Origin of the sequence: Citrobacter telavivensis (assembly GCF_041807075.1) — a bacterium.
GTDB classification, from domain to species: Bacteria; Pseudomonadota; Gammaproteobacteria; order Enterobacterales; family Enterobacteriaceae; genus Citrobacter_A; species Citrobacter_A telavivensis.
Genome location: NZ_JBGUBF010000005.1, coordinates 162,983 through 175,147 on the forward strand (window position 1 = coordinate 162,983; position 12,165 = coordinate 175,147).

Sequence of the window (12,165 nt, forward strand, 5' to 3'; positions counted from 1 at the left end):
AGGTGCTTATGAAACGTATTGCGTTTGTTGGCACTGTCGGTGCGGGAAAAACAACGCTTTTTAATGCGTTACAGGGAAATTATACCCTCGCCAGAAAAACGCAGGCCGTGGAATTTAATGAAAATGGCGATATCGATACTCCTGGGGAATATTTCAGTCACCCCCGTTGGTATCACGCCTTAATTACCACGCTGCAGGACGTTGATACGTTGATTTATGTCCATGCAGCCAATGACAAAGAAAGTCGCTTACCTGCCGGGCTGTTAGATATCGGCGCCAGTAAACGACAAATCGCCGTGATCAGCAAAACGGATATGCCAGATGCTGACGTGACCGCAACGCGGGAATTACTGCGCGGAATTGGGTTTCAGGAGCCGATTTTCGAACTCAATAGCCATGACCCGCAAAGCGTGCAGCGCCTGGTGGATTATCTGACTGAGCTCAGCCAAAAGGAGGAAGGGGCAGGTGAAAAAACTTATCACAGCTAACGATATACGTGCGGCGCACGCACGGGGCGAACAGGAAATGTCGGTGGTGCTGCGCGCCAGCATCATCACCCCGGAAGCCCGTGAAGTCGCGGAGCTACTGGGCATCACGATTGTGGAGTGCGAGGGTGCCGCCCCGACGGCAACGAATTGCGCGGACGAGGCTAAATCTGAAACGCAGCGCATTCGCGAAACCATCATCGCGCAACTGCCGGAAGGGCAGTTTACCGAGAGTCTGGTCTCGCAGTTGATGGATAAAGTGCTGAAGGAAAAACAGTCGCTGGAGCAGGGCGGGATGCAACCGGGTTTTCATTCGGTGACCGGCAAAGGCGGTATCAAAGTGATCGACGGCAGCAGCGTTAAGTTTGGCCGCTTCGACGGTGCGCAGCCGCACTGCGTGGGCCTGACCGATCTCGTCACCGAGCAGGATGGCAGCAGCATGGCCGCCGGGTTCATGCAGTGGGATAACGCCTTTTTCCCGTGGACGCTGAACTACGACGAAATCGACATGGTGCTCGACGGTGAACTGCATGTGCGCCATGAAGGCGAAACGATGATCGCCAAAGCCGGGGACGTCATGTTTATCCCGAAAGGCTCAAGCATTGAATTTGGCACGCCGACGACCGTGCGCTTTCTGTACGTTGCGTGGCCTGCGAACTGGCAATCGGTATGAAAGATTTCATCACCGAAGCATGGCTCAGAGCGAACCATACGCTCAGCGAAGGGGCGGAAATCCATCTCCCTGCTGACGCTCGCCTGACGCCCTCTGCCCGCGAACTGTTGGAAGGCCGTCATCTGCGCATCAAGTTTCTGGATGAGCAGGGCAGTCTGTTTGTCGACGACGAGCAACAGCAGCCGCAACCGGTGCACGGGTTAACCAGCAGCGATACGCATCCACAGGCCTGCTGTGAACTGTGTCGCCAGCCGGTGGCGAAAAAGCCCGATACGCTGACCCACCTGACAGCGGACAAAATGGTCGCCAAAAGCGACCCGCGTCTGGGCTTTCGCGCCGCGCTGGACAGCACCATCGCGCTGGCGGTGTGGCTGCAAATCGAACTGGCGGAACCGTGGCAGCCGTGGCTGGCGGACATCCGTTCACGGTTGGGCAACATTATGCGCGCCGATGCCATGGATGAACCGCTGGCGGCACAGTCTATCGTTGGGTTGAACGAAGATGATCTGCACCGCCTTTCCCATCAACCGTTGCGCTATCTGGATCACGATCATCTGGTACCCGAAGCCAGTCATGGTCGCGAGTCCGCGTTGCTGAACCTGCTGCGAACCAAAGTCCGCGAGACGGAAACGATCGCCGCCCAGGTCTTCATCACCCGCGGTTTTGATGTCCTGCGTCCGGATATTTTGCAGGCGCTGAACCGGCTCTCCAGCGCGGTCTACGTGATGATGATTCTGTGTGTCACCAAACGTCCACTCACCGTCAGCCAGATTCAACAGCGACTGGGAGGTGAACAATGATCATTGAACGCGCCCGTGAACGGGCTCAGCAATCCCCGGCTCGGGTGGTCTTCCCGGATGCGTTAGACGAACGGGTGCTGAAAGCCGCGCACTACCTGCAACAGCACGGTCTGGCGCACCCCATTCTGGTGGCCAGTCCGTTTGCGCTGCGCCAGTTCGCGCTCACACATCGGGTCGCGCTGGACGGTATTCAGGTTATTGACCCACACAGCAACCTGGCGATGCGTGAAGCGTTCGCTCAGCGCTGGCTCGCCCGGTCCGGGGAGAAAACGCCGCCGGATGCCCTTGAAAAGCTTAATGACCCGCTGATGTTTGCCGCGGCGATGGTCAGCGCGGGCCAGGCGGATGTCTGTATCGCTGGCAACCTCTCTTCCACGGCCAATGTGCTGCGCGCGGGCTTACGCATTATCGGCCTACAGCCGGGGTGTAAAACGCTGTCGTCTCTCTTCCTGATGCTGCCGCAGTACGTCGGACCGGCGTTAGGGTTTGCTGATTGCAGCGTGGTGCCGCAGCCGACGGCAGCGCAACTGGCGGATATCGCGATCGCCAGCGCTGACACCTGGCGCGGCATCACTGGCGAGGAGCCGCGCGTGGCGATGTTGTCGTTCTCCAGTCAGGGCAGCGCGCGTCACCCGTGTGTGGCTAACGTACAGCAGGCAACGGAGATCGTTCGTGAACGCGCGCCTGAACTACTGGTGGATGGCGAACTGCAGTTTGACGCCGCTTTTGTACCGGAGGTCGCCGCGCAAAAAGCACCTGCCAGTCCGCTACGAGGCAACGCCAACGTGATGGTTTTCCCATCACTGGAGGCGGGCAATATTGGCTACAAAATCGCCCAGCGTCTGGGCGGATATCGTGCTGTCGGGCCGCTGATTCAAGGGCTTGCCGCACCGCTTCATGACCTCTCGCGAGGCTGTAGCGTACAGGAAATTATCGAACTGGCGTTGGTGGCAGCCGTGCCGCGCCAGACTGACGTGAGTCGCGAACGTGACTCACAAACCCTGGTTGTATAAATGGTCCCGTTCTGGACCCCATGAGAGGAAAACATAATGGAAGCTTTAGGAATGATTGAAACCCGGGGCCTGGTTGCACTGATTGAGGCCTCTGATGCGATGGTAAAAGCCGCACGCGTGAAGCTGGTTGGTGTGAAACAGATTGGTGGCGGTCTGGTGACTGCGATGGTTCGTGGCGATGTTGCGGCCTGCAAAGCGGCAACGGATGCTGGTGCTGCCGCCGCGCAGCGTATCGGCGAACTGGTCTCCGTTCACGTGATCCCGCGTCCGCATGGCGATCTGGAAGAAGTGTTCCCGATCAGCTTCAAAGGCGACAGCAACATCTAAGCAGGACTGGGGCCGGATGGCGCTGCGCTTATCCGGCCTACAGGACAGCAGCAAAACTTAACCCACGGAGGCGGGTATGAAACTGGCAGTCGTCACAGGACAAATCGTTTGTACCGTACGCCATCAGGGACTGGCACACGACAAATTGTTGATGGTGGAGATGATCGATGCCCAGGGAAATCCCGACGGGCAGTGCGCCGTCGCCATTGACAGCATCGGGGCGGGAACCGGGGAGTGGGTGCTGCTGGTTAGCGGTAGTTCTGCTCGCCAGGCGCATCGCAGCGAAGCGTCCCCTGTCGATCTGTGCGTGATTGGTATCGTCGACGAAGTGGTGGCTGGCGGTCAGGTGATATTCCACAAATAGGACTGAACATCATGAATCAACAGGATATTGAACAGGTGGTGAAAGCGGTACTGCTGAAAATGAAAGACAGCAGCCAGCCAGCGACCGCCGTTCATGAAATGGGCGTCTTTGCCTCCCTGGATGATGCGGTGGCGGCAGCAAAAGTCGCTCAGCAGGGGCTGAAGAGCGTGGCGATGCGTCAGCTTGCCATTGCGGCTCTACGTGAAGCAGGCGAAAAGCACGCCAAAGAATTAGCGGAACTTGCCGTCGCAGAAACCGGCATGGGACGTGTTGACGATAAATTTGCCAAAAACGTGGCGCAGGCGCGCGGTACACCGGGCGTGGAGTGTTTATCGCCACAGGTATTGACCGGCGATAACGGCCTGACGCTGATCGAAAATGCGCCGTGGGGCGTTGTCGCGTCGGTGACGCCATCCACAAACCCGGCGGCAACGGTGATTAACAACGCCATTAGCCTGATTGCGGCGGGAAATAGCGTCGTGTTTGCTCCCCACCCCGCGGCGAAAGGGGTTTCACAACGTGCGATTACGCTGCTTAACCAGGCGGTGGTTGCAGCGGGTGGCCCGGAAAATTTACTGGTGACCGTTGCGAATCCGGATATTGAAACCGCGCAGCGGCTGTTTAAGTACCCAGGCATTGGCCTGCTGGTCGTGACCGGCGGTGAAGCGGTGGTCGACGCCGCGCGCAAACACACTAATAAACGTCTGATTGCCGCCGGTGCCGGTAACCCGCCGGTCGTCGTCGATGAAACCGCAGATCTGGCACGGGCTGCGCAATCCATCGTCAAAGGCGCGTCGTTTGATAACAACATCATTTGTGCTGATGAGAAGGTGCTGATTGTTGTCGACAGCGTAGCGGATGAGTTGATGCGCCTGATGGAAGGTCAGCAGGCGGTGAAACTGAGCGCCGCGCAGGCCGAACAGCTCCAGCCGGTACTGCTGAAAAATATCGATGAACGCGGCAAAGGTACCGTCAGCCGTGATTGGGTCGGACGCGACGCGACCAAAATCGCCGCCGCTATTGGTCTGCACGTCCCGGATCAAACCCGACTGCTGTTTGTTGAAACGCCAGCCACGCATCCCTTTGCCGTCACTGAATTGATGATGCCGGTTCTGCCGGTGGTACGGGTGGCAAATGTCGACGAGGCTATCGCGCTGGCGGTGCAACTGGAAGGCGGCTGTCACCATACCGCCGCGATGCACTCGCGCAACATCGACAACATGAACCAGATGGCAAACGCCATTGATACCAGCATCTTCGTCAAGAACGGACCGTGCATTGCCGGACTGGGGCTGGGCGGTGAAGGCTGGACCACCATGACCATCACCACGCCAACCGGGGAAGGGGTGACCAGTGCGCGCACGTTTGTGCGTCTGCGTCGCTGTGTTTTGGTGGATGCGTTTCGCATCGTTTAAGTGCCTCAGGCCAACGGAGAGAAAGAGAGATGGCGCACGACGAAGAAAGTTGGCTCACCCCAAGACTGCAAAAAGCAGCCGACCTGTGTAATCAGGTGCCTGCAACGAGCGATTCCCCACTGTGGCTGGGCGTTGACCTGGGCACCTGTGATGTGGTGTCGATGGTTGTCGACGGCGACGGACAGCCGGTTGCGGTGTGTCTTGACTGGGCTGACGTCGTGCGCGACGGCATCGTCTGGGATTTCTTTGGTGCGGTCACCATCGTGCGTCGCCATCTCGATACGCTCGAACAGCAACTCGGCAGTCGGTTTACCCACGCGGCGACCTCGTTCCCGCCGGGCACCGACCCGCGCATCTCCATCAACGTGCTGGAGTCTGCCGGGCTGGAAGTCAGTCATGTGCTGGATGAACCGACCGCCGTTGCCGACCTGCTGCAACTGGATAACGCCGGCGTTGTGGATATCGGTGGCGGCACGACCGGGATCGCCATCGTTAAGCGGGGCAAGGTGGCGTTCTCGGCGGATGAAGCGACGGGCGGTCACCATATTTCTCTGACTCTGGCCGGAAATCGTCGTATCCCACTGGAAGACGCCGAGCAGGTCAAGCGCAGCAACGCGCAGGATATCTGGCCGGTGGTGAAGCCGGTCTACGAAAAAATGGCGGAGATCGTTGCCCGCCATATCGAAGGACAAGGAATAGCCGATTTATGGCTGGCGGGCGGCTCTTGTATGCAGCCGGGCGTGGAGGCGTTGTTTCGCCAGCGCTTCCCGGCACTCCAGGTGCATCTGCCCCGGCACAGCCTGTTTATGACACCGCTGGCGATCGCAAACAGCGGGAGAGAGAAAGCGGAGGGAATCTATGCAAGCTGAATTGCAGACGGCGCTCTTTCAGGCATTCGATACCCTGAATCTGCAACGCGTGAAAACGTTCAGCGTACCGCCGGTCACGCTGTGCGGGCTCGGGGCGCTCAGTTCCTGCGGACAAGAAGCGCAATCACGAGGCTTAAGCCATCTGTTCGTGATGGTCGACAGTTTCCTGCATCAGGCGGGAATGACCGCGTCGTTAGAGCGCAGTCTGGCGATGAAAGGCGTGGCGATGACGGTCTGGCCGTGTCCGATGGGCGAGCCATGCATCACCGACGTCTGCGCGGCGGTAGCCCAACTGCGTGAGTCAAAATGCGACGGCGTCGTCGCCTTTGGCGGTGGTTCGGTGCTGGATGCGGCAAAAGCGGTCGCGCTGCTGGTAACCAATCCGAATCAGACGCTGGCGGAGATGACGGAATACAGCGCGTTACGTCCTCGTCTGCCGCTGATTGCCGTGCCGACGACGGCCGGAACCGGATCGGAAACCACCAACGTGACGGTGATTATCGACGCGGCGACGGGACGCAAGCAGGTACTGGCGCATGCGACGCTGATGCCGGACGTGGCGATCCTCGACGCCGCGCTGACCGAAGGGGTACCGCCTCATGTGACGGCAATGACCGGGATTGACGCGCTGACGCATGCGGTTGAGGCCTACAGCGCGCTGAATGCGTCACCGTTCACCGACAGCCTGGCGATTGGCGCGATTGCGATGATCGGCAAATCGCTGCCGAAGGCGGTGGGCTACGGTCACGACCTCGCGGCGCGGGAGAGCATGCTGCTCGCCTCCTGCATGGCGGGGATGGCGTTTTCCAGCGCCGGACTGGGACTGTGCCATGCGATGGCGCATCAACCGGGCGCGACATTACACATTCCGCACGGCCAGGCTAACGCCATGCTGTTGCCGACGGTGATGGGCTTTAACCGCATGGTATGTCGGGAACGCTTCAGCCATATCGGGCGGGCGCTGACCAATAAGAAATCAGACGATCGCGATGCGATCAATGCGGTCAGTGAACTGATTGCTGAAGTGGGCCAGAACAAACGGCTCGCCGACGTCGGCGCAAAACCAGAACACTACAGCGCCTGGGCGCAAGCCGCGCTGGAGGATATTTGTATTCGCAGTAACCCACGCACCGCTACGCAGAGCGACATTATCGATTTGTACGCGGCGGCACAATAAAAGCATACCAGGACGTAGGCCGAATAAGGCGTTCGCGCCGCCATCCGGCAAAACGCGGCATCATTGCCTGATGGCGCTGCGCTTATCAGGCCTACGAAGACCCTGGCAAATGGAGACAAGGGTATGGGAATTAACGAAATCATCATGTACATCATGATGTTCTTTATGCTGATTGCCGCCGTTGACAGGATCCTGTCACAGTTCGGCGGGTCAGCGCGCTTCCTTGGAAAGTTCGGCAAAAGCATCGAGGGATCCGGCGGTCAGTTCGAAGAAGGGTTTATGGCGATGGGCGCCCTGGGGCTGGCGATGGTCGGTATGACCGCGCTGGCACCGGTGTTAGCCAAATTGCTCGGGCCAGTGATTATTCCGCTGTATGAAATGCTGGGCGCAAACCCGTCCATGTTCGCCGGCACGCTGTTGGCGTGCGATATGGGCGGTTTCTTCCTCGCCAAAGAACTGGCGGGTGGCGATATCGCGGCGTGGCTCTACTCCGGGCTGATTCTGGGGGCAATGATGGGGCCAACCATCGTCTTCTCTATCCCCGTTGCGCTGGGCATTATTGAACCGTCTGATCGCCGTTATCTGGCGCTTGGCGTGCTGGCAGGTATTGTCACCATACCTATCGGCTGTATCGCTGGCGGTCTGGTCGCGATGTACTCGGGGGTTGAGATCAACGGGCAGCCCGTCGAGTTCACCTTCGCGCTGATCCTGATGAACATGATCCCGGTGATCATCGTCGCCGTGCTGGTGGCGCTGGGGCTGAAGTTCATCCCGGAAAAAATGATCAGCGGCTTCCAGATCTTCGCGAAATTCCTTGTTGCGCTGATCACCATTGGCCTCGCGGCGGCAGTCATCAAGTTCCTGCTGGGTTGGGAACTGATCCCCGGTCTTGACCCGATCTTCATGGCGCCTGGCGACACTCCCGGTGAAGTGATGCGCGCTATTGAAGTCATCGGTTCCATCTCCTGTGTGCTGCTCGGGGCGTATCCGATGGTGCTGTTGCTGACCCGCTGGTTTGAAAAACCGCTGATGCGCGTCGGCAGCCTGCTGAAAATTAACAATATGGCGGCAGGCGGCATGGTCGCGACGCTGGCGAACAACATCCCGATGTTCGGCATGATGAAGCAGATGGATACCCGCGGCAAAGTGATCAACTGTGCTTTCGCCGTCTCTGCGGCCTTCGCGCTGGGTGACCACTTAGGCTTCGCGGCCGCCAACATGAACGCCATGATCTTCCCAATGATTGTCGGCAAATTGATTGGCGGTGTGACGGCGATTGGCGTGGCCATGATGCTGGTGCCAAAAGATGAAAACGTTCCGGCAGAAACGGAAGTGGAGGCGCAATCGTGAACACCCGCCAGCTACTGAGCGTCGGTATCGATATCGGCACCACGACCACTCAGGTGATCTTCTCGCGCCTGGAACTGGTTAACCGTGCGGCAGTGTCGCAGGTGCCCCGTTACGAATTTATTAAACGCGACATTAGCTGGCAAAGCCCGGTCTTCTTTACTCCCGTCGATAAGCAGGGCGGGTTACGGGAGGACGAACTTAAAGCGCTGATCCTTGCACAGTATCAGGCGGCAGGGATCGCCCCGGAATCGGTCGATTCAGGCGCGATCATCATCACCGGCGAGAGTGCGAAAACCCGCAACGCGCGTCCGGCGGTGATGACACTCTCTCAGTCGCTCGGTGACTTTGTGGTCGCCAGCGCTGGACCGCATCTGGAATCGGTGATTGCCGGTCACGGCGCCGGGGCGCAGACCCTGTCTGAGCAGCGGATGTGCCGGGTACTGAATATTGACATCGGCGGTGGCACCTCGAATTACGCCCTGTTCGATGCCGGAAAGGTGAGCGGCACCGCCTGCCTGAACGTTGGCGGACGTCTGCTGGAAACCGACGGTCAAGGGCGCGTCGTGCATGCCCATCAGCCCGGACAGCAGATTGTCGACGAGGTGTTCGGTGCTGGTACCGACGCCCGTTCGTTGACCGTCTCGCAGTTAGGGCAGGTTGCGCAGCGGATGGCGAGTCTGATCGTGGAAGTGATCGACGGTACGTTGTCGCCGCTGGCGCAAACGCTGATGCAAACCGGGTTACTGCCGACGGGCGCGAAGCCGGAGGTTATCACCCTGTCCGGCGGCGTGGGGGAGTGCTATCGCAACCTTCCTGCCGACCCGTTCTGTTTTTCTGATATTGGGCCGCTGTTGGCGACGGCGCTGCATGAGCACCCGCGTTTGCGCGAAATGAACGTGCAGTTCCCGGCGCAAACCGTGCGCGCCACGGTGATTGGCGCGGGGGCGCACACGCTTTCACTCTCCGGCAGCACCATCTGGCTGGAAGGGGTTCAACTGCCGCTGCGCAATCTGCCGGTGGCGATCCCGGTGGATGACGCTGATCTGGTGAACGCGTGGCAACAGGCGTTGATACAGCTCGATCTGGATCCACAGACTGACGCATACGTACTGGCGCTTCCCGCCTCGTTGCCGGTGCGTTATGCCGCATTACTCACGGTCATCGACGCGCTGCTCGCGTTTATCGCGCGTTATCCGAATCCGCATCCCCTGCTGGTGGTGGCCGAGCAGGACTTTGGTAAAGCGCTGGGCATGCTGTTGCGCCCACAGTTACAGCAACTCCCGCTGGCGGTCATTGACGAAGTGATTGTCCGGGCGGGCGACTATATCGACATTGGTACGCCTTTATTTGGCGGATCGGTTGTGCCGGTGACGGTGAAATCACTCGCATTTCCTTCCTGAGGGAACGACTTATGAAACTAAAGACTACATTGTTCGGCAATGTTTATCAGTTTAAGGATGTAAAAGAGGTGCTGGCAAAAGCCAACGAACTGCGTTCGGGGGATGTGCTGGCCGGCGTCGCGGCGCAAAGTTCGCAGGAGCGCGTGGCGGCGAAACAGGTGTTGTCGGAAATGACGGTGGCGGATATTCGCAACAACCCGGTGATTTCCTATGAAGAGGACTGCGTCACGCGTCTGATTCAGGACGACGTCAACGAAACGGCTTATAACCGCATTAAGCACTGGAGCATCAGCGAGCTGCGTGAGCACGTGCTGAGCGATGAAACCTCGGTTGATGATATTGCCTTTACGCGTAAAGGGTTGACCTCGGAAGTGGTCGCGGCGGTGGCGAAGATCTGTTCTAACGCCGATCTGATCTACGGCGGCAAGAAAATGCCGGTTATCAAAAAGGCCAACACCACGATCGGTATTCCGGGCACCTTTAGCTGTCGTCTACAGCCGAACGATACCCGTGACGATGTGCAGAGTATTGCCGCACAAATCTACGAAGGACTCTCTTTCGGTGCCGGCGATGCGGTGATTGGCGTCAACCCGGTGACCGATGACGTGGAGAACCTAAGCCGTGTACTCGACACGGTTTATGGGGTGATCGACAAGTTCAACATCCCGACCCAGGGCTGCGTGCTGGCACACGTCACTACGCAGATTGAAGCTATTCGTCGCGGCGCGCCGGGCGGACTGATCTTCCAGAGTATCTGCGGCAGCGAAAAAGGCTTAAAAGAGTTCGGCGTGGAACTGGCCATGCTGGACGAAGCGCGTGCGGTGGGGGCGGAGTTTAACCGCATCGCCGGGGAAAACTGCCTGTACTTCGAAACCGGACAGGGTTCGGCGCTCTCCGCCGGGGCGAACTTCGGCGCGGACCAGGTGACGATGGAAGCCCGTAACTACGGTCTGGCGCGCCACTACGATCCGTTCCTGGTAAACACCGTGGTGGGCTTTATCGGGCCAGAGTATCTCTACAATGACCGGCAGATCATTCGTGCCGGCCTGGAAGACCACTTTATGGGCAAGCTGAGCGGCATCTCGATGGGCTGTGACTGCTGCTACACCAACCATGCCGATGCCGATCAGAACCTCAACGAAAACCTGATGATTCTGCTCGCCACTGCGGGCTGTAACTACATCATGGGTATGCCGCTTGGCGACGACATCATGCTCAACTACCAGACCACCGCTTTCCACGATACCGCGACCGTACGCCAGTTGCTGAATCTGCGCCCGTCGCCGGAATTTGAACGCTGGCTGGAAACAATGGGCATTATGGCAAATGGTCGCCTGACCAAACGGGCGGGCGATCCGTCACTGTTCTTCTGATGACGCGGGGATGACAAACAATGGATCAAAAACAGATTGAAGAAATTGTACGCAGCGTAATGGCGTCAATGGGACAGACCGAGCCGCAGACCGCCGCCCCGTCGGCGCAGTCCTGCGGCCAGTCACAGTGCGCGGCACCGTCCAGCGCAGAAAGCTGCGCGCTGGATCTGGGCTCCGCAGAAGCGAAAGCGTGGATTGGCGTGGAGAATCCGCACCGTGCCGAAGTGCTGACTGAACTGCGGCGCAGTACTGCGGCGCGCGTCTGCACCGGCCGTGCCGGTCCGCGTCCGCGCACTCAGGCGCTGCTGCGCTTTCTTGCCGACCACTCGCGCTCGAAAGACACCGTACTGAAAGAGGTGCCGGAAGAGTGGGTGAAAGCCCAGGGACTGCTGGAAGTGCGTTCGGAAATCAGCGATAAAAATCTCTACCTGACGCGCCCGGATATGGGGCGCCGACTGAGCCAGGAAGCCATTGACGCGCTGAAATCGCAGTGCGTCGCGAACCCGGATGTCCAGGTCGTGGTGTCTGACGGTCTGTCTACTGATGCGATCACCGCGAACTATGAAGAGATCCTGCCACCGCTGCTGTCCGGTCTGAAGCAGGCCGGGCTCAAGGTCGGGACACCGTTCTTTGTTCGCTATGGCCGCGTGAAGATTGAAGACCAGATCGGCGAAATCCTCGGCGCGAAGGTGGTGATTCTGCTGGTCGGTGAACGTCCGGGGCTGGGGCAATCAGAAAGTCTCTCCTGCTATGCGGTCTATTCACCGAAAGTGGCGACCACCGTTGAGGCCGACCGTACCTGTATTTCCAACATCCACCAGGGCGGCACGCCGCCGGTAGAAGCGGCCGCCGTGATCGTGGATTTGGCCAAACGTATGCTGGAGCAGAAAGCGTCCGGCATCAACATGACCCGTTAAGG

At 59.0% G+C, this 12,165-nt stretch carries 13 protein-coding genes; all 13 read left to right on the forward strand.

The features are described from left to right. Positions 1-8 precede the first annotated feature (8 nt). Positions 9-488 (forward strand): ethanolamine utilization acetate kinase EutP, encoded by a 480-nt coding sequence (eutP, locus tag ACERJC_RS19405; RefSeq protein ID WP_371894518.1) that lies wholly within the window; start codon positions 9-11, stop codon positions 486-488. Beyond that, complete coding sequence (eutQ, locus tag ACERJC_RS19410) at positions 466-1,158, forward strand: ethanolamine utilization acetate kinase EutQ (protein WP_373672288.1); 693 nt, start codon at positions 466-468, stop codon at positions 1,156-1,158. Before eutP ends, eutQ begins: the two co-directional genes overlap by 23 nt. Next, complete coding sequence (gene eutT, locus ACERJC_RS19415) at positions 1,155-1,958, forward strand: ethanolamine utilization cob(I)yrinic acid a,c-diamide adenosyltransferase EutT (protein ID WP_178825955.1); 804 nt, start codon at positions 1,155-1,157, stop codon at positions 1,956-1,958. The genes eutQ and eutT overlap by 4 nt, the downstream gene beginning before the upstream one ends. After that, entirely contained in the window at positions 1,955-2,971 is a 1,017-nt protein-coding gene (gene pta / locus ACERJC_RS19420; RefSeq protein ID WP_152403036.1) for a phosphate acetyltransferase, read from the forward strand. The genes eutT and pta overlap by 4 nt, the downstream gene beginning before the upstream one ends. A gap of 36 nt (positions 2,972-3,007) precedes the next feature. Next, complete coding sequence (eutM, locus tag ACERJC_RS19425; protein ID WP_000387720.1) at positions 3,008-3,298, forward strand: ethanolamine utilization microcompartment protein EutM; 291 nt, start codon at positions 3,008-3,010, stop codon at positions 3,296-3,298. Positions 3,299-3,374: 76 nt separating this feature from the next. Next, positions 3,375-3,662, forward strand: a complete 288-nt coding sequence (gene eutN / locus ACERJC_RS19430; RefSeq protein WP_042317652.1) for an ethanolamine utilization microcompartment protein EutN — start codon at positions 3,375-3,377, stop codon at positions 3,660-3,662. 11 nt (positions 3,663-3,673) lie between these two features. Next, entirely contained in the window at positions 3,674-5,077 is a 1,404-nt protein-coding gene (locus ACERJC_RS19435; RefSeq protein ID WP_152403038.1) for an aldehyde dehydrogenase family protein, read from the forward strand. A 29-nt stretch (positions 5,078-5,106) separates the two neighbouring features. Continuing rightward, positions 5,107-5,946 (forward strand): ethanolamine utilization protein EutJ, encoded by an 840-nt coding sequence (gene eutJ / locus ACERJC_RS19440; protein ID WP_373672289.1) that lies wholly within the window; start codon positions 5,107-5,109, stop codon positions 5,944-5,946. Beyond that, on the forward strand, positions 5,936-7,123 hold the full coding sequence (gene eutG, locus ACERJC_RS19445) for an ethanolamine utilization ethanol dehydrogenase EutG (RefSeq protein ID WP_152403042.1): 1,188 nt from the start codon (positions 5,936-5,938) through the stop codon (positions 7,121-7,123). The genes eutJ and eutG overlap by 11 nt, the downstream gene beginning before the upstream one ends. A gap of 123 nt (positions 7,124-7,246) precedes the next feature. Continuing rightward, the gene (gene eutH / locus ACERJC_RS19450; RefSeq protein ID WP_286632791.1) at positions 7,247-8,473 is read left to right on the forward strand and encodes an ethanolamine utilization protein EutH; all 1,227 of its coding nucleotides are present in this window, start codon (positions 7,247-7,249) and stop codon (positions 8,471-8,473) included. Beyond that, positions 8,470-9,873, forward strand: coding sequence for an ethanolamine ammonia-lyase reactivating factor EutA (eutA, locus tag ACERJC_RS19455; RefSeq protein ID WP_373672290.1), 1,404 nt, complete (start codon positions 8,470-8,472; stop codon positions 9,871-9,873). Before eutH ends, eutA begins: the two co-directional genes overlap by 4 nt. Before the next feature lie 11 nt (positions 9,874-9,884). Next, the gene (gene eutB / locus ACERJC_RS19460; RefSeq protein WP_152403049.1) at positions 9,885-11,246 is read left to right on the forward strand and encodes an ethanolamine ammonia-lyase subunit alpha; all 1,362 of its coding nucleotides are present in this window, start codon (positions 9,885-9,887) and stop codon (positions 11,244-11,246) included. Between the two features lie 20 nt (positions 11,247-11,266). Continuing rightward, a complete protein-coding gene (gene eutC, locus ACERJC_RS19465; RefSeq protein ID WP_373672291.1) occupies positions 11,267-12,163 on the forward strand; it encodes an ethanolamine ammonia-lyase subunit EutC in 897 nt (298 codons plus the stop codon). Positions 12,164-12,165 lie beyond the last annotated feature (2 nt).